Here is an 18,135-nt window from a genome sequence, read left to right on the forward strand (position 1 = left end):
GCTATCCCCCGATGCTCCAGAACACCGACCACGGCGGCAGGCGGTCTCCAGGCGTGCCGCCCCAGATCGGGGTGCCCGGGACGCCGGTCGGCGAAGCCGCGAGTTCCTTGTCGGAGACGTTGGCAAGCAGATTTAGCCGGCTGCCATCGCCCATCAGCCAATGCGCGCTCAGGCGACCGTCATCGGTCACGTCCGCCTCGCCGAATTTCGCTCCCGGAAGCCGCGGCGCAACCTCCTTGTGACGCACCGCAAGGAGCGCGCGCACCAGCGCGAGACGCTCGCGCCCCGGCGACTCATTGCGGGAGTCCCAGTCGATGATTGCGGACTGGAAGGTTTCGATGTCGAGCGGATCGGGAACCTCGTCGCCATATTTGGCGTACGCCCACTCGTACTCTCTGCGGCGTCCGTTGCGCACGGCATGCGCGAGGTCGCCCTGGAAGTCGCAGAAGAACGGGAACGGCTGCTTCGAGCCCCATTCCTCGCCCATGTACAGCATCGGGACGGTGGGCGCGAGCAGCGTCACCGCGAGTGCCGCCGCGATCCCTTCCGGCGACGCCAGCGCCTCCAGGCGGTCGCCGAACACGCGGTTGCCGATCTGGTCGTGGTTCTGCAGGAAGTTGACGAACGCGCCGGGGGCCAGATGACCGCTCGGCTCGCCCCGCGGATCGCCGCCCCAGAATGCCGCGGGTTCGCCTTGGTAGACGAAGCCGGAGGCGAGCGCGCGAGCGAGATCGCGGCGCGGCGCCTGCTGGTAGTCGCCGTAATAGCCGCCGCTCTCGCCGGTCAGGATCACGTGCCAGGCGTGATGATAGTCGTCGTTCCACTGCGCGCGAAATTTGCCGCGCGGCGGCTCCTCTGCGGAATCCAACATGCTGGCGCGGTTGTCGCCGTTTTCGAGCACGAGATGGATGTGCCGCCCGGTTGCTTCGACCAGCTTGCCCACGGCGGCGCTGAGATCGTGCAGCATCGGGATCTCACCCTCGTTGGACAGGATGTGATTCACGGCGTCGAAGCGCAGGCCGTCGAAGCGATAGTCCGTCAGCCAATGCAACGCGTTCTGAATCGCGAAGGCGCGCACTTCGGAGAGCCGGTAGTCGATCGCGCTGCCCCACGGCGTATGCGCGTCGGTGAAGAAGGTCGGCGCATAGCGGCCGATGTAGTTTCCCTCCGGGCCGAAGTGATTGTAGACGACGTCGAGAAACACCATGATGCCACGCAGATGCGCCTCGTCGATCAGCGCGCGCAGATCATCGGGACGCCCATAGACGCTGTCCGGCGCGTAGAGCAGCACGCCGTCATAGCCCCAGTTGCGGGAGCCGGCGAAGTCCGCCAGCGGCATCAGTTCGAGCGCGGTGATGCCGGTTTCGACGAGATGATCGAGCTTGTCGATCATTGCGCGGTAGGTGCCTTCCGTCGTGAAGGTGCCGACATGGCTTTCGAGGAACACGGCATCCTGCCATGGACGACCGCGCCAGTTTTCGGAGCGCCAGGTGTAGGCACGGTGGTCGATGATTTCGCTCGGGCCGGAGACATCCTCCGGCTGGAAATCCGAGCCGGGATCTGGAACGTCGAGCTCATCGTCAATACGGAACTTATACCGCGTGCCGGCGCCGACGCCGGCGACGTCGAGCGAATACCAACCGCCATCCCCGCGTTGCATCTCATGCTTGACGTCGAGGATCAGATCGACGCGCCTGGCGGCAGGCGCCCACAGCCGGAACGTCGTGCCGTCCTGCGTGAGCCGAGGTCCGAATTGACGGCCGTTCATGACTGGCCCGCATACGCCAGCACGGAGCGGGACGGGGCCTTGAGGTCCGCACCGGACGCGAAGTCGATCGGCGTCTGCTGGGCTTCGGTGGTGTTCAGGACCTGTTGCCACGTCTTGTACTCGGCAAGCTTGGGCAATTTGAATCCGATCTCTTCGGGGGCCGCGTTCAGAACGATAAAGATCGGAGCCTGTTCCTGTTCCACCGGAGCGAGCACATAGGCGAGAAATCGTCCGTCGGGAAAGGTCCAGTCGGTTTGCGTCATCTCCTCCGCCGAAGGCGTCAGCCACAGCACGCCGAAGCTGCCGTCCGGGCGGCGGCCATCGAGCCAGCGGCGCGCGCGAATCTGGCCGAAGCGGCGGCGCAGCTCGGTCATGTGCGCGATGAAGTCGATGAGATCATCGCCCTCGCGGCCCATGCCGCTCCAGTCCACCCAGCCGACCTCGTTGTCCTGGCAATAGGCGTTGTTGTTGCCATGCTGCGAGTTGCCGACCTCGTCGCCTGCGAGCAGCAGCGGCAGGCCCTGCGCGAGGAACAGACAGGCGAGCTGGTTCTTGCGCGACTGCCGTCGCAGCGCCGTGATCGTCACGTCGTCGGTCGGCCCCTCATGACCGAAATTGTTGCTGTGGTTGTCGTTGGAGCCGTCGCGATTGTCCTCGCCGTTCGCTTCATTGTGCTTGCTGTTATAGCTGAAGAGATCGGCCAGCGTGAACCCGTCATGGACGGTGACGTGATTGACGCTGGCGCGCTGGGTGCGGCCGTCATGGTTGAAGATGTCGGACGAGCCGGTCATGCGGCTCGACACCTCGCCGATCAGGCTGCCTTCGCCGCTCCAGTAGCGACGCATGGCGCTACGATAGCGGTCGTTCCATTCGGACCATTGCGAGGGGAATGCGCCGACCTGATAGCCGCCGAGACCGACGTCCCAGGGCTCTGCGACCAGCTTGACGCTCGCCAGTACCGGGTCCTGGCGGATCGCGGTGAGAAAGCCGCTGCGCCGGTCGAAGCCGTGCTTCTCGCGCGCCAGGGTGGTGGCAAGGTCGAAGCGGAAGCCGTCGACGTGGCAGACCTCGACCCAGTAGCGCAGCGAGTCCATCACCATCTGGAGCACACGCGGGTGCGTCAGGTTAACGGACGAGCCGCAGCCGGTGAAGTCGTCGTAGAAGCGCGGATTGTCGGGCTTCAGCCAGTAGTAGGACGCGTTGTCGATGCCGCGATAGCACAGGGTGGGTCCGAGATGGTTGCCCTCGGCGGTATGGTTGTAGACGACGTCGAGCATGACCTCTATGCCGGCATCGTGCAGCCTTGCCACCGTCGTCCGGAAGGCATCGAGCGGATTGTCCTGCGCGTAGCGAAGCTCCGGCGCGAAGAACGAGATCGTGTTGTAGCCCCAGTAGTTGACCAGCTTCTTCTCGACCAGCATGCGGTCGTCGATGAAGGCGTGGATGGGAAGCAGCTCGATCGTCGTGACGCCGAGCCGCTTCAGATGCTTGATCATCGCCGGCGACGACAGCCCGCCATAGGTGCCGCGCAGATTGGGTGGGACGTCGTCGCGCTTGTTGGTCAGGCCCTTGACATGGGCCTCGTAGATGATCGTGTCCTCCCACGGGATCTGCGGCCGCATTTCGCGCCGGCCCCAGTTGAAGGTCTCGTCGATGACGACAGCCTTGGGCATGCCGCGGGCGTTGTCGCGCCGGTCGAACGAGAGATCCTCGCGCGGCGAGCCGGCGCGGTAGGCGAAATGGGCGTCGCTCCAGACCAGCCGGCCGGCGAGCCGCTTGGCATAGGGGTCGAGCAGCAGCTTGTTGGCATTGAAGCGGTGGCCCTGCTCCGGCTCGTAAGGACCGTAGACACGGTAGCCATAGAGCTGCCCCGGCGAGACATCGTTGAGATAGCCGTGCCAGACATCCTCCGTCCGCTCCGGCAGTTCGATGCGCTCGATCTCGCGCCGGCCCTGGCTGTCGAACAGGCAGAGCTCGACCTTCTCGGCATTGGCGGAGAACAGGGCAAAATTGGTCCCCCGCCCGTCCCAGGTTGCTCCGAGACGGGCGTGGCTTCCAGCGGCCAGGCGCATTGCGTCAGGCTTCCGGGAGGAGAAATACCGCTGCCATGGGCGGGAGGATGAGGTTGAGCTGGTGTTCTTCAGAGGCATGGACCTGGCCGACGTTGCCGACATTGCTGCCGCCATAATGCAGGGAGTCGGAATTGAAAGCTTCCCTCCATCTGCCGCCGAACGGCACGCGGACCCGGTAATTGTAATACACGTTGGGCGAAAAGTTCACGACGACGACGCAGCGCGCGTGCTCATCGAAGCCCTTGCGCACCCAGGCGAAGACGTTTCGGTCGGAGTCGTCGGTCATCAACCACTCGAAGCCGTCCGGCTCGCAGTCCCGCTCATGCAGCGCCGGCACGTTGCGGTAGAGGTGGTTGAGGTCGCGGATCAGGGCCTGGATGCCGGCATATTTGGCGTCGCCGAGCAGATGCCAGTCGAGCGAGGCATCGTGATTCCACTCGCGCTCCTGGGCGAGCTCGCAGCCCATGAACAGGAGCTTCTTGCCGGGATGCCCGAACATGAAGCTGTAATACGCACGCAGGTTGGCAAAACGCTGCCAGTCGTCGCCCGGCATCCGGCCAAGGATGGAGCGCTTGCCGTGCACGACCTCGTCATGCGACAGCGGCAGGATGAAGTTTTCCGAAAAGGCGTAGTGCAGGCCGAACAGGATCTCGCCGTGGTGATATTTGCGGTGGATCGGGTCCTTGCTGATGTAGCGCAAGGTGTCGTGCATCCAGCCCATGTTCCACTTGTAGCCGAAACCGAGCCCGCCCATGTCGACCGGGCGAGACACCTGCGGCCACGCCGTGGATTCCTCGGCAGCCGTGGTCGCTTGCGGGAAATGGCCGAACACGTCGATATTGGTTCGGCGCAGAAACTCGATGGCCTCGAGGTTCTCGCGCCCGCCATATTTGTTCGGAATCCAGCCGCCGGACGGACGGCTGTAGTCGAGATAGAGCATCGAGGCGACGGCATCGACGCGCAGACCGTCGATGCCGTAGCGCTCCAGCCAGAACAGCGCGTTCGAGCGCAGGAAATTGGCGACTTCGGTGCGGCCGTAATTGTAGATCAGCGTGCCCCAGTCGAGATGCCGGCCCTGCATCGGGTTGGCGTGCTCGTACAGCGCGGTGCCGTCGAAATGGCCGAGGCCGTGCGGATCATCCGGGAAATGGCCTGGCACCCAGTCGAGCCACACCGCGAGGCCCTCGCGGTGGCACGCATCAACCAGCGCACAGAAGTCCTCAGGACTGCCGAAGCGGCTGGTCGGCGCGAACAGGCCGGTCGGCTGATAGCCCCAGGAGCCGTCGAACGGGTGCTCGCTGACCGGCAGGAATTCGATGTGCGTGAAGCCCATGTCGCGTGCATAGGCCGGCAGTTGCTCGGCGAGTTCGCGATAGGTCAGCCACTGGTTATTGTCCTTGCGCCGCCAGGAGCCGAGATGCACCTCATAGATCGAGACCGGCCTGTTCAGCTTGTTGATGTCAGGCGGCGCCGGCCGAGGTCGCGGCAGGCTGGACTCGTCGACCACGATCGATGCGGTCTTGGGACGCATCTCGGCCGCGAAGGCCATCGGATCCGATTTCAGCGGCAGGTGCTCGCCCTGCGGGCCGATGATGTCGAACTTGTAGTGGTCGCCGGCCCTGGCGCGGGGGATGAACAGCTCCCAGTAGCCGTTGCCGCGGACCCGCATCGGGTGGCGCCGCGCATTCCAGAAGTTGAAATCGCCGACCACGCTGACGCGACGCGCGTTCGGCGCGAGCACGACGAAGCCGACGCCATCGACGCCGTCGAGCACCATTGGATGCGCGCCGAGCTTGTCGTAGAGCCGCTCATGATTGCCTTCGCCGAGCAGATGCAGGTCGAAGTCGCTCAGGATCGGCAGGAAACGATAAGGATCTTCGAGGTCGGTGACGTGGTCGCCGAATGTCGCCCGAAGCCGATAGCGCTGCAGCGACGGCATGGTCCCGGTGAACAGGCCGGCATCATGGATGCGCGTCAGCGGCGAGACTTCGCCGTGCTCGCCGACCACCTCGACCCGCGAGGCCTCGGGCAGGAAGGCACGCACGACGGTCCGCCCGTCGACATTGTGCTGACCGAGATAGCGAAACGGGTCGGCATGCCGACCTTCGATGATCGCAAACGCCTCGGGAGAAAGATGGGTCATGAGGTCTCGCTGGCTGATGCTGGCTCGGACAGGACGCGAAGCAGGTTGCTCAATGCGATGCGCAACCAGTCCGGCCGGTGAGCCAGATCATATTCGAGCGCTCCGAGGGCTTTTTCCAGCATGAAAAAGTTAAGGAGCGCCTCCGCCGTATGCGGATCGTCCGGCCAGAGGCGCTGACTGGCCTTGATTTCGCGATAGCCAGCCAAGAAGGCGGTCGCGGCCTGGTCGCGCCATTCCGACAGCGCGGCGGCGATACGGCCGTGATCGTCCTGGCTCGCCCTCAGGGCGCGCTCCTGGGCGACGCGGACCGAGCAATCGATCGAGCGCAGGAAGCCTGCGATGTCGCGCGCCGGCGGCGCCTTGCGCCGACGCTCGGCAAGCGGCTGCTCCTCGTCACCGTCGAAGTCGATGATGAAAATATCGTCCTTGACGATGAGGATCTGGCCGAGATGGAAATCGCCATGCAGCCGGATGTCGCAGCCGCCGATATGGTGCGGGATCAAGCTGCTGAGGCGCTCCGACAGCTCGCCGCGCCTGGCGAGCACCTGGTCGACCAGCCCTCGTTCCGGATCCTTGAGGTGATCGCGGCGCTCGCTCAGGCCCGTGAGGATCCGGTCAGCTTGGCCGCGCAGCCGGTCGATCCAGTGATCGAGATGATCTGCGTTCGTGGGCTCGGGCGCGAAATCGACGATGTCGCTGCGCGAGGCGAGCGCCGCATGCAACTCGCCGACGCGACGGCCCGCCTGCGCCATGTAGCGCAGATAGGGCGACAGCTCCTCGCTCTGCCGCTCGTCGCCGCTCGCGGCGAACACGCGCTGGTCGTCGACGTAGCGATCGAGATAGGCGGCGCTGACGGTCCAGCCGTCGCCCTGGTTCTCGACGAAGCCGTGGACGCAGCCGACGGTCTGCCGCTCGCCCTCCTGGATCACCTCGACACTGCCGAGCAGCGGCGGGACATTGGCGAAGCCTACGGTTTCCGTGAGGAAACCGCCGATCTCGATCTCCGGGTGCGGACCAGCCTCCAGCTCGCGGCGGAGCTTGATGAAGAACTCGTTGTTGACCACCGCCTTGCTGCTGCAGCGGTCGGTCTCGACCACGCGCACCTGCTCCGATTCGCGGATCTGCTTGTCGGGAAACCGCGACGTCGGCCGGAATTCGAGGCGCACCCCGTTTTCCTCGACCGTCAACGCTTGCTTCAGATTGTGCAGGAGCAGCGCAAGAAAGATCGGGCTCGTCGCTGCATCGAGCAGCGTTCCCTCGCGGGCGCCCTGGCGCACGGCGGCGAAGGCCTGCGGATTGTAGCGATCGCGATCGAAACGCACCCACTCGATCTGCATCGGCAGCAGATAGCGCCGCTTCTCGTCGCGCTCGGCGGCCTTGAAGAAGATCAGCCAGGGCCGGTTGTCGCCGATGTCGCAGAACGGGATCGCCGAGGTCAGCGTCGGATGGATCGCGTCCGCCGAGCGCTCGGGGTACCATCGTGCGCGCGCCAGATGACCGGGCAGAACGTCGCGTTCGAACACGCTGCGAGTGCGAGCCAGCGATACCCAGGTCGAGCCGAGCGGCACGACCAGCGTCTCGAACTCCGGTACCGCGCGCTGGATGATGGGCTCCGACTTCTCGCGCTCCTTGAGCTGGAACCAGTAGAATCCGTAGGGCGCGAGCGTGATCATGTAAGGCAGTTCGCCGATGGCGGGAAAGCGCGAGCGGCCGAGCATTTCGATCGGGACGCGATCCTTGAATGGCGAGAGATCGAGCTCGGTCGCCTGCGCCGAGCGCGACAGGTTGGCGACGCAGAGGATGACCTCGTCCTTGTATTGGCGGACATAGGCCAGAACCGACCGGTTGGCCGGGCGGATGAAGGTCATGGTGCCCCTGCCGAAGGCCAGCGTCGACTTGCGCACCGAGATCAGCTTCTTGGTGGCGTTCAAAAGCGACGACAGGCTGCGCGACTGCGCCTCGACATTGACCGCCTCGTAGCCGTACACCGGGTCCATGATCATCGGCGCGTAGAGCCGCGCCGGGTCGGCGCGCGAGAAGCCCCCATTGCGGTCGGGCGTCCATTGCATCGGCGTTCGTACGCCGTTGCGGTCGCCGAGATAGATGTTGTCACCCATCCCGATCTCGTCGCCGTAATAGATGATCGGCGTGCCGGGGAACGACATCAGCAGCGAGTTCATCAGCTCGATCTTGCGCCGGTCGTTGTCCATCAGCGGCGCGAGGCGGCGGCGGATGCCGACATTGATGCGTGCGCGCGGATCGTTGGCGTAGGTCGACCACAGATAGTCGCGCTCGACGTCGGTCACCATCTCCAGGGTCAGCTCGTCATGGTTGCGCAGGAACAGCGCCCATTGGCAGGTCGCGGGGATGTCGGGCGTCTGGCGAAGGATGTCGGTGATCGGGAAGCGGTCCTCCTGGGCGATCGCCATGTAGATGCGCGGCATCAGCGGGAAGTGGTAGGCCATGTGGCACTCGTCGCCCTGGCCGAAATACTCCTGCACGTCCTCGGGCCACTGGTTGGCCTCGGCCAGCAGCAGCTTATCCTTGGCGTAATTGTCGAGCTCGACGCGCAGGCGCTTGATGATCGCATGCGTCTCCGGGAGGTTCTCGTTGTTGGTGCCGTCGCGTTCGCAGAGATAGGGAATGGCGTCGAGCCGGAAGCCGTCGACGCCGGCATCGAGCCAGCGCTTCATCACCTGGACGATCGCGTTGACCACGCGTGGATTGTCGAAGTTGAGGTCCGGCTGGTGCGAGAAGAAGCGGTGCCAGTAGAACTGGCCGGCCTCCGGGTCCCAGGTCCAGTTGGACTTCTCGGTATCGGTGAAGATGATTCGGGTGCCGAGATATTTCTGGTCGGTGTCGCTCCAGACGTACCAGTTGCGGGCGCTGGAGCCGGGCGGGCTGCGCCGGGCGCGCTTGAACCAGTGATGCTGGTCGGAGGTGTGGTTGACGACGAGTTCGGTGATCACCCGCAGGCCGCGCCGCTTGGCTTCCTGGATGAAGCGCTTGAACTCCTTCATCGTCCCGAAATCGGGATTGATGCTGCCGTAGTCGGCGATGTCGTAGCCGTCGTCGCGGCCGGGCGAGGGGTAGAACGGCAACAGCCACAGCGTGGTGACGCCGAGGTCCTGCAGATAGTCCAGCTTGTCGGTCAGGCCGGCGAAGTCGCCGACGCCGTCATTGTTGCTGTCGGCGAACGCCTTGACGTGCAGCTGATAGATGATCGCGTCCTTGTACCAGAGACCGTCGCCGTCGGGCTCGGTCTGCAGGCTGGGCGAATCCAGGGATGACATCAGGTTCATGAGGCCCTCACCTAGGAGAGAGGATGATGATGCGGCTGCGATCGGAGGCGTCTCGAAAGATGTCTCGGCCTCGACAGATGCGGCTCTCCTCAAAAGAGGGCAGAATAGGGGAGAAAGCGTCTTTGAGGGCGACGCTCTCGAACGTGTGCGCAAATTTGTTCACGGTGATGCCATTGACAATAAAACGGCGTCCCGGTTCGCTAGAAACCGAGACGACCCCAATTACAAAGCCGCAAGGCTCGTTTTGTTCCCCGGGGAACGACGGCCTTGCCGCGGCGTTAGGGGCTTATCCTCTTGCCGTCCCACAACAATTTTACGACGTACGACTTCCCGTTACGTCCAGATCGCGTGCCGAATGGATCTCTACAGCGAAGCCCATAGTCTCGGAATCCTGACAGAATTCTACGATGGTCAGGGGCACCGTCGTGTGACCGACGAAGCGGCCCTCAAGATCATCGTGGAGGCCTTTCCCCGGCCCACGCCGCATCGGCTGCTGAGCGATGCGGTGGTGATTCGCTCCGGGCAGCCCGCGCGCAGCCGCCTGACCGAGGCGGCGAAGCTGCCGGTCAGGTGGACCATCAGGCGTGGCGACGCTGAGATCGCGAAGGGAGACGCCGGCGAGGCCCTGGTCGAGTGGCCGGGTGATCTGCCGGTCGGCAGCTACCGCCTCGAGCTGGCGGATGCGTCGTCGTACCGCGAGGAGCTGCCGCTGCTCGTCGCACCGGCGAAGGCCTTCGCCGGTGATTTCGACCGTGTCTGGCTGCTGGCGGTGCAGCTCTACGGCATTCGATCCGGCCGCAACTGGGGCATGGGCGATTTCACCGACCTTGCCAATCTCATCACGCTTTGCGCCGAACTCGGCGCCGATGGCGTCGGCCTCAATCCGTTGCACGCGCTGTTCGACGATCGGCCGGGCGATTTCAGCCCTTATGCGCCGAACAGCCGGCTGTTCCTGAATGCGCTCTATGTCGATGTCGAGCAGGCCCCGGGCTTCGCGAAGGGGCCCGGCAGCAAGGTGCTGGAGCCGCTGCGGCAGGCCGAGCTGGTGGACTACAAGGGTGTGGCGGCGTTGAAATGGCCGGCCCTGCGTGCCGCCTTCGACGCTTTCATGGCTGCGCCCGACGCCGCGGCCGCTGCGGAGTTCAAGGCCTATCGGGCCGAGCGTGGCGAGCTGCTGGCCCGCTTCACCTGCTTCGAGGTGTTGCGGCATCGCTTCCAGAAGCCCTGGTGGGACTGGCCCGAGGAGTGGCGGCAGCCCGATGCTGCGCGCTGCGCGGCGCTGCTCAGCGGCCCCGACCGGAGGGAGGCCGAGTTCATCGCCTATGTGCAATGGCTCGCCGAGCGACAATTGCGCCATTGCCGGGATCTCGCGCATCGGCTGGGAATGAAGGTCGGCTTGTATCTCGACGTCGCGGTCGGCGTTCAATCCGACGGCTTCGATGCCTGGAACGAGCAGGGCGCCATTTCGCGCACGCTCTCGGTTGGGGCGCCCCCCGATCCCTTGAACACGGTCGGGCAGAACTGGGGGCTCGCCGGGTTCAACGCGCCCGGACTGGCGCTGAAGAATTTCGAGCCGTTCCGGGAGATGGTTCGGGCGTCGATGCGGCATGCCGGCGCGATCCGGCTCGACCATGTGCTCGGTTTGAAGCGACTCTATCTGGTGCCGCACGGATTTCCGGCCAAGCAGGGCGCGTACGTGCAGATGCCGTTCGAGGCGCTGTTGGCCGCGACCGTCATCGAGAGCGTCGCCAATGAATGCATCGTCATCGGCGAGGATCTCGGCACCGTGCCGGAGGGCTTTCGCGAACAGATGGCCGATTGGGGATTGTGGTCCTACAAGGTGATGATCTTCGAACGCGACGACAACGGCCGCTTCCGCGATGTCGACTTCTATCCGCCGAACGCGCTGGTGACGCTGAATACCCACGACCTCTCGACCTACGCCGGCTGGCGCTCGTTCGGCGATCTCAAGACCAAACGCGGGCTGGGCATCGATCCCGGTGAAAGCGACCAGGATCGCTGGGATGCGTTGGGGCTCTGGGACGAGGTGCTCCGCCAACACGGCATTCAAGCCAACGACGTCCACTCAGCGATCGCCTTCCTGTCGCGGACGCGGTCCCGGCTGCTGGTGATTTCCCTGGAGGATCTGCTGGAGGTGGTCGATCAGCCCAATATTCCCGGCACGATCGACGAGCATCCGAACTGGCGCCGCAAGATGCCGATCAAGCTCGAGGACATCGCCGGTGCGACCAGCGTCGCGGCGTTGAAGGCGGCGACCGCCGAACGGATCAGCCCGGCCGGCGTTTAGAACGGGGGGATTGCTGGGGGGCAGTTGCACGCGGATGCCAAATGTCCTGCAGGATCGAAGACTACGCCCTGATTGGCGATTGTGAGACGGCTGCCCTGGTGAGCCGGAACGGGTCGATCGACTGGCTGTGCTGGCCGGCGTTCGATTCCGACGCCTGTTTCGCCGGCCTGCTGGGTGATCGCAGCCACGGCCGCTGGCTGATCGAGCCGCGCGGCGTCGTCCGATCGACGTCTCGACGTTATCGCGGCGACAGCCTCATCCTTGAGACACGATACGAAACTGCGACCGGCACCGTCGAGATGATCGATTTCATGCCGCCGCGGGGCAGGGCCTCCGATGTCGTTCGGCTGGTCCGCGGCGTCTCCGGCCGGGTCGCCATGCGGATGGAGCTGATCATCCGCTTCGGGTTCGGCATCGAGATTCCCTGGGTCAAGCGTTCCGAGGATCGCTCCGCGCTGCTCGCCATCTGCGGCCAGGACATGGCGGTGCTGCATACGCCCGTCGCGACCCGCGGCGCGGACATGACCACGGTGGCGGAGTTCGAGGTCGCTGCCGGCGAAACCGTGCCTTTCGTGCTCACCTACGGTCCGTCGCATCTGCCGGCGCCCAAGGCGATCGATCCGGATCAGGCGCTGGATGACACCGAAACGTTCTGGGCCGACTGGTCGCGGCGCTGCACCTATCAGGGCGAGCATCGCGCACTCGTGATGCGCTCGCTGATCACCTTGAAGGCGCTCACCTACGCGCCGACCGGCGGCATCGTCGCGGCGCCGACCACCTCGCTGCCGGAGAAGCTCGGCGGCCGGCGCAATTGGGACTACCGATTCTGCTGGCTGCGTGACGCGACGTTCACGCTGCTCGCGTTGATGAACTCGGGTTACACCGAGGAAGCGCTGGCCTGGCACAACTGGCTGCTGCGCGCCGCGGCCGGCGCTCCCGCCTACATGCAGATCATGTATGGCATCATGGGCCAGCGGCGGCTGATGGAGTGGGAGGCCGAGTGGCTGCCGGGCTACGAGGGTGCCCAGCCGGTGCGGATCGGCAATGCCGCGCATGCGCAGCTCCAGCTCGACGTCTACGGCGAGCTGATGGATGCCTTCCATCAGGCCCGCATGACCAAGCTCAAGCTGGACGACGGCACCTGGGACCTGGAATGCGCGGTGCTCGACCATCTCACCGACGTCTGGGACCAGCCCGACCACGGCATCTGGGAACGCCGCGGCGATGGCCGTCACTACGTGTTCTCCAAGGTGATGACCTGGGTGGCGTTCGATCGCGCGATCAAGAGCGCGGAGAAATTCGGGTTCAAGGCGCCGCTGGAGCGCTGGCGGCGGCTGCGCGAGACGATTCATCGCGATGTCTGCGCCAAGGGCTACGACGAAAGCCTCGGCAGCTTCGTCGAGTCCTATGGCTCGCGGCTGCTCGATGCCAGCCTGCTGCTGTTGCCGGCGGTCGGCTTCCTGCCGTGCTCCGATTCGCGCATTCGCGGCACGGTCGACGCGATTGAGGAGCATCTGCTGCGGGACGGCTTCGTGCTCCGGCACGATCCGCGCGAGGTCCCGCCGGACGAGCAGCAGCCGATCGAAGGCGCGTTCCTGGCCTGCACGCTGTGGCTGGCCGACGCCCATGTCCTGGCGGGCGATACGGAGAAGGCCGAGACGCTGTTCCGCCGCGTGGTGAACATCGCCAACGACGTTGGACTGCTGGCCGAAGAATACGACACCGAGGCACGGCGGCAGACCGGCAACTTTCCCCAGGCGCTGACCCATATCGCGCTGATCAACACGGCGCAAAATCTGAGCAGCGCCAAGAAGGCCAGCGACAAACCCGCAAGGCAGCGGTCGGGAGCCTGAGCTGCCGCGCGTCAGCCTGCGGAAGAGCCTTGCGCGTTTTCCGCCAGGATCATCTCCATGGCATTGGCAAAGCCTTCGTCCTGGTTGGACGTGGTGATGCGCTTGGCTTTGCTCTTCACCTCGTCGCTGGCATTGCCCATGGCGATCGACAATCCGCTCACCTCGAACATCGCGACATCATTGTGCATGTCGCCGATGGTCGCGACCTGGTCGAGCGGAACGCCGAGCCGCTTGGCCATCGCCGTGACGAAGGTGCCCTTGTTGCGCCCGGGCGGAGTGATGTCGAGATAGTAGCTCTGCGAGCGGACCGCCGTCGCCTCGGTCCCCAGCGTCTGCTGCATCTGGCTCTCGCAGTGCGCCAGCAGCTCGAAATCGCTGCTGGCGCCGACGATCTTGCAGGCGTTCGACAGATAGGGGGAGAAATCGTCGACGATCGTCGGCTCCGCGCGTATCGCGCGCCGCTCGTTCGGGACGTATTCGCCGTCCGGATTGCGCGTCAGCCAGGCATCATTGGTGAAGACCCAGATGTCGACCCTGGATTGTTGGAGAAGATCGACGCAGCGCGCGGCGGCGGCGGGCGGGATCAGGCTCTGCTCGAGCGGGCGCATATCGGCGTCGATGATCGAGCTGCCGTTGAACGGGCCGACCGGAAGGCTGATCTGCAGCGGCTCGATCAGAAAGCGCATTCCGATCGCTGGGCGGCTCGAGGTGAGCGTGAAGGCGACGCCACATTCGTGCAGCCGTCGCGCCACCTTCGCGGCCCGCTCGGTCAGAACCTTGTCCTTGGTCAGCAGCGTGCCGTCGACGTCGGATACGACGAGAGCGATGCGGGTCATGAGCCAGCCCTTCCTGTTCGCGGGTCAGGCGCAGCCCCGACCGGCGTGAAGCTGTTGCATGATGTCGTCCACGATCGCCGCGACTGGCGCGTCGACCGAGACTGTAATGGGACGCTCGGCGGCGTCAGGTGGTTCCAGGGTGGCGAATTGGCTGGCGAGCAGGCCCGGCGGCATGAAGTGCCCCTTGCGATGGCTCATCCGTCCGCCGATCAGCTCCTGACTGCCTTGGAGATAGACCATGCGGACATCGTTACAGCCGCCGACCAGGATATCGCGATAGGCCTTCTTGAGTGCAGAGCAGGCGATGATGATGTGCTGGCCCGCAGTACGGCAACGCGCGATCTCCTGGGCAATCGCCTGCAGCCAGGGCCAGCGATCCTCGTCCGTGAGCGGGTGGCCGGCGCTCATCTTGGCGACGTTTGCGGGCGGGTGAAAGCTGTCGCCATCCTCGAAGCGCCAGCCGAGGCGTTGCCCCAATGTTTTCCCGATCGTGCTCTTGCCGGAGCCGGACACGCCCATGATGACGAGCGCATGGGGCAGGTCAGATGTCGCCACTTCGCCCCTCCGGCCAGGCCTCGCTGTCGATGAGCAGGATCGTCTCCCGATTTGAGCGGGCGCGATTGGCCGGCAGGTCCTCACCGGCCAGCACCCGCGTCATGATCGCGCGCTTGTCGGTACCGGCGATCTCAAACAGCATGGTTCGGCAGGAGGCGAGCGCAGGCAAGGTCAGGCTGATCCGCGGCACGAAGGGAGCGACGTGAGCCTTGTCGACGCCGACGACCCAGCGATCGGCGACATCAACGGCGGGAAAACCGGGGAATAGCGACGCGACATGGCCGTCGGGGCCGATGCCGAGCAGCACAAGGTCGAACAGCGGCCGCGCGGGGGCGAGCCGCCCGGCGCCGTAGAACGCTTCCAGCGTGCGCTGATAGTCGCGGGCACTGGCCTCCGGGTCCGACCTATCGGTCGCGATCGGGTGGATGTTGGCGGCCGGCGCGCAGGCATCGAGGAACGCGTGGCGGGCCATGGTCATGTTGTGCAGGGGATCTCCGGCCGGAACATAGCGCTCGTCGCCGATGAACCAGTGCACGCGCGGCCATGCAATCCGCTCGCGATAGGCGTCCGTCGCCAGCAGCTGATAAAGCTGCCTCGGGCTCGATCCCCCGGTGAGGCAGACGGCTATGGTCCCCGGATTTGCGTCGATGCGGGCCAGGAGATGTTCGGCCGCGACCCTCGCCATCGTCGCCTGGTCCGCGACTCGCACGAGTTTGCGGTTCTGCGGCCCGACCACGGCTAAACCAGCTTGCGCCAGCTGCGGCCGTCGCGGGCCAGGAGATCGGCCGCCGCCTCAGGTCCCTCGCTGCCGGCCGCGTAGGAATGCAGGCCATCGCGGCCGGCCTTCTTCCACGCCCCGATGAACGGCTCGACGGCCTTCCAGCCGGCCTCGACGCTGTCGGCGCGCTGGAACAGGATGTTGTCGCCGATCATGCAGTCATAGATCAGCGTCTCGTAGCCGGTGGCGGGCTCGGCCTGGAAATAGTCCTTGTAATTGAACTTCATCTGCACGCCATCGGTGCGGATGGTGGGGCCGGGCACCTTGGTGTTGAACTGCAGCGTGATGCTCTGGGTCGGCTCGATGCCGATGACCAGATAGTTCTCGGCCAAGGTCTCGATCGGCGTGCAACTGAACATCGCGAACGGCGCCTGGCGGAACTTGATCGCGACCTCGGTGCGCTTGGCGCCGAGCGCCTTGCCGGTGCGCAGATAGAACGGAACGCCGGCCCAGCGCCAATTGTCGATCGTGAGCTTGAAGGCGGCATAGGTCTCGGTGGTGCTGTTGGGGCGGACGTCCTTGCTCCTCAGATAGTCGGGCAGCTCGGCGTCGCCGATCATGCCAGCCGTGTACTGGCCGCGCACCGAATTGAGCAGCGCCTCCCGTTCGCTCAACGGCTGGATCGCCGACAGCACCTCCGCCTTCTCGGAGCGGACGGTATGCGCATCGAACCGTGCCGGCGGCTCCATCGCCACCAGCGACAGCAATTGGAAGAGATGGTTGGGGACCATGTCGCGCAGCGCGCCGGTCGCGTCGTAGAAGCTGCCGCGCGTGCCGACGCCGAGCTTCTCCTCGACGGTGATCTGCACGTGGTCGATGTGATGCCTGTTCCAGATCGGCTCGAACATGCCATTGGCGAAACGCAGCACCAGGATGTTCTGCACCGTCTCCTTGCCGAGGTAATGATCGATCCGGTAGATCTGGTGCTCGGTCACGAGCTGCAGAAGCTCGTCGTTCAGCTTCTTGGCCGAGGCGAGGTCGGTGCCGAACGGCTTTTCCACCACGAGGCGGCGCCAAGCCTTGCCGTCCTCGCGCAGCAACCCGACGCGCCCGAGCTGTTGCGCGATCGGCGCAAAGGCGCTCGGCGGCGTCGCGAGATAGAACAGCCGATTGCCGTGGGTCTCCCGCGCGGCTTCCAGCTTTTCCAGCTTCGCCTTCAACTGATCGAAGCTTTCCGGCTCCTTCGGATCGGCCTCAATCGCAGTCACGCATTGCAACAGGCGCTGCGCGATCTCATCCTCGATCGGGCGTGTGGCGTATTTGCGTAGGCCTTCCATGAGATTGTCGCGCAGTTGCTCGCTCGACATGCCCTTGCGGGCAATGCCGACGATGCAGAACCTGTCCGGCAGCAGATGATTGGCCGCGAGATTGTAAAGCGATGGCAAGACGAGCCGATGGGTCAGATCGCCGGTCACACCGAAGATCACGAAGGCGCAAGCGTCAGGCTTCTGATGTTGCGGCTGGTGCGGATGCAGCGGGGTCACGCGCGGTCGTCCCTGGGCTTGACGATCTCGGGCGCGCTCTGGCGCGCCGGGTCTGGGTGCTGTTCAGGCTCCTTGTGCCCGCCAAAGCCTTCGCGCATCGCCGAGAGAATCTTTTCCGCGAAGGTGTGCTCCTGGCGCGAGCGGAAACGGGCGAACAAGGCGGCGGTCAACACCTCGGCCGGCACCGCTTCGTCGATCGCCGCATTCACGGTCCAGCGGCCCTCGCCGGAATCCTCGACGTAGCCGGAATATTTCTCCAGACCGGGCTGCCGCGCGAGCGCGCTGGCGGTGAGGTCGAGCAGCCAGGACGGAATGACGCTGCCGCGGCGCCACACCTCGGCGATGTCAGCGAGATCGAAGTCGAAGCGATGCGCCTCGGGCAGCGCCGCGCTGTTCGCATTCCTGAGGATGTCGAAGCCCTCGGCATAGGCCTGCATCAGGCCATATTCGATGCCGTTGTGGATCATCTTGACGAAATGGCCGGCGCCAGTCGGCCCCGCATGGATGTAGCCCTGTTCGACGCGCGGGTCGCGGCCGTCACGGCCCGGTGTGCGCGGGATGTCGCCGATGCCTGGCGCTAGCGTCGCGAAGATCGGATCGAGCCGGTCGACGACCGGCTTGTCGCCGCCGATCATCATGCAGTAGCCGCGGTCGAGGCCCCAGACTCCGCCGGAGGTGCCGACGTCGACGTAGTGCAGACCGCGCTCCTTGAGCGCCTTGCCGCGGCGGACGTCGTCCTGCCAGAAACTGTTGCCGCCGTCGATGACGACGTCGTCTCGGCTCATCAGCTTGGTGAGCTGCTCGACGGTGGCTTCCGTGATCTTGCCGGCCGGCAGCATGACCCAGGCGTGCCGCGGGAGGGCGAGTTTGCCGACGAACTCCTCGAGGCTCGCGGCGCCGGTGGCGCCCTCGGAAACCAGCGCGGCGACGGCCTTTGCGTCGCGATCATAGACCACGCAGGCGTGTCCGGCGCGCATCAGGCGGCGCACGATGTTGCCGCCCATCCGCCCGAGACCGATCATTCCCAATTGCATCG

Annotated in this window: 11 protein-coding genes; 2 read left to right on the top strand and 9 right to left on the bottom strand. The window is 65.2% G+C overall.

Translation table 11 applies throughout. The annotated features are described in order from the left end of the window. Window position 1: 1 nt before the first annotated feature. The 4 genes from treZ to treS are packed head-to-tail and all read right to left on the bottom strand — an operon-like array spanning window position 2 to window position 9,285. Entirely contained in the window at window positions 2-1,768 is a 1,767-nt protein-coding gene (treZ, locus tag ACQR1E_RS13610; protein WP_434897165.1) for a malto-oligosyltrehalose trehalohydrolase, read from the bottom strand. Next, on the bottom strand, window positions 1,765-3,840 hold the full coding sequence (gene glgX, locus ACQR1E_RS13615; RefSeq protein WP_315750201.1) for a glycogen debranching protein GlgX: 2,076 nt from the start codon (window positions 3,838-3,840) through the stop codon (window positions 1,765-1,767). The genes treZ and glgX overlap by 4 nt, the downstream gene beginning before the upstream one ends. A 4-nt stretch (window positions 3,841-3,844) precedes the next feature. After that, complete coding sequence (glgB, locus tag ACQR1E_RS13620) at window positions 3,845-5,983, bottom strand: 1,4-alpha-glucan branching protein GlgB (protein WP_434897166.1); 2,139 nt, start codon at window positions 5,981-5,983, stop codon at window positions 3,845-3,847. Next, entirely contained in the window at window positions 5,980-9,285 is a 3,306-nt protein-coding gene (gene treS / locus ACQR1E_RS13625; protein WP_434897167.1) for a maltose alpha-D-glucosyltransferase, read from the bottom strand. The genes glgB and treS overlap by 4 nt, the downstream gene beginning before the upstream one ends. Window positions 9,286-9,640: 355 nt before the next feature. Here treS and malQ point away from each other — a divergent pair, with 355 nt between their 5' ends. Together malQ and ACQR1E_RS13635 are read left to right on the top strand one after the other, a co-directional pair. After that, entirely contained in the window at window positions 9,641-11,593 is a 1,953-nt protein-coding gene (gene malQ / locus ACQR1E_RS13630; RefSeq protein WP_316201588.1) for a 4-alpha-glucanotransferase, read from the top strand. A 41-nt stretch (window positions 11,594-11,634) separates the two neighbouring features. Beyond that, window positions 11,635-13,446 carry a glycoside hydrolase family 15 protein gene (locus ACQR1E_RS13635; RefSeq protein WP_434897168.1) on the top strand — a complete coding sequence of 604 codons (1,812 nt, stop codon included), beginning with the start codon at window positions 11,635-11,637 and terminating at the stop codon, window positions 13,444-13,446. A gap of 11 nt (window positions 13,447-13,457) precedes the next feature. On the opposite strand, the gene ACQR1E_RS13640 is transcribed toward ACQR1E_RS13635, so the two are convergent. Genes ACQR1E_RS13640 through gnd form a run of 5 tightly spaced genes read right to left on the bottom strand, consistent with a single transcriptional unit; the run spans window position 13,458 to window position 18,133 of the window. After that, window positions 13,458-14,282, bottom strand: a complete 825-nt coding sequence (locus tag ACQR1E_RS13640; protein ID WP_316226454.1) for an HAD family hydrolase — start codon at window positions 14,280-14,282, stop codon at window positions 13,458-13,460. Window positions 14,283-14,306: 24 nt separating this feature from the next. Then, on the bottom strand, window positions 14,307-14,801 hold the full coding sequence (locus tag ACQR1E_RS13645; RefSeq protein WP_315718004.1) for a gluconokinase: 495 nt from the start codon (window positions 14,799-14,801) through the stop codon (window positions 14,307-14,309). Window positions 14,802-14,823: 22 nt separating this feature from the next. Beyond that, window positions 14,824-15,573 (bottom strand): 6-phosphogluconolactonase, encoded by a 750-nt coding sequence (pgl, locus tag ACQR1E_RS13650; RefSeq protein ID WP_316172474.1) that lies wholly within the window; start codon window positions 15,571-15,573, stop codon window positions 14,824-14,826. A gap of 2 nt (window positions 15,574-15,575) precedes the next feature. Then, complete coding sequence (gene zwf / locus ACQR1E_RS13655; protein ID WP_316172473.1) at window positions 15,576-17,099, bottom strand: glucose-6-phosphate dehydrogenase; 1,524 nt, start codon at window positions 17,097-17,099, stop codon at window positions 15,576-15,578. Continuing rightward, a complete protein-coding gene (gene gnd / locus ACQR1E_RS13660) occupies window positions 17,096-18,133 on the bottom strand; it encodes a phosphogluconate dehydrogenase (NAD(+)-dependent, decarboxylating) (protein ID WP_315718007.1) in 1,038 nt (345 codons plus the stop codon). The genes zwf and gnd overlap by 4 nt, the downstream gene beginning before the upstream one ends. Between the last annotated feature and the right edge of the window lie 2 nt (window positions 18,134-18,135).

The sequence above is a fragment of the Bradyrhizobium sp. HKCCYLRH1030 genome (assembly GCF_051168395.1).
GTDB lineage: Bacteria > Pseudomonadota > Alphaproteobacteria > Rhizobiales > Xanthobacteraceae > Bradyrhizobium.

Excerpts from the sequence above, each read along its gene's own strand:
- treZ (WP_434897165.1), bottom strand. The coding sequence starts at position 1,768 with ATGAACGGCCGTCAATTCGGACCTCGGCTCACGCAGGACGGCACGACG.
- glgX (WP_315750201.1), bottom strand. The coding sequence starts at position 3,840 with ATGCGCCTGGCCGCTGGAAGCCACGCCCGTCTCGGAGCAACCTGGGAC.
- glgB (WP_434897166.1), bottom strand. The coding sequence starts at position 5,983 with ATGACCCATCTTTCTCCCGAGGCGTTTGCGATCATCGAAGGTCGGCAT.
- treS (WP_434897167.1), bottom strand. The coding sequence starts at position 9,285 with ATGAACCTGATGTCATCCCTGGATTCGCCCAGCCTGCAGACCGAGCCC.
- malQ (WP_316201588.1), top strand. The coding sequence starts at position 9,641 with ATGGATCTCTACAGCGAAGCCCATAGTCTCGGAATCCTGACAGAATTC.
- ACQR1E_RS13635 (WP_434897168.1), top strand. The coding sequence starts at position 11,635 with ATGTCCTGCAGGATCGAAGACTACGCCCTGATTGGCGATTGTGAGACG.
- ACQR1E_RS13640 (WP_316226454.1), bottom strand. The coding sequence starts at position 14,282 with ATGACCCGCATCGCTCTCGTCGTATCCGACGTCGACGGCACGCTGCTG.
- ACQR1E_RS13645 (WP_315718004.1), bottom strand. The coding sequence starts at position 14,801 with ATGGGCGTGTCCGGCTCCGGCAAGAGCACGATCGGGAAAACATTGGGG.
- gnd (WP_315718007.1), bottom strand. The coding sequence starts at position 18,133 with ATGCAATTGGGAATGATCGGTCTCGGGCGGATGGGCGGCAACATCGTG.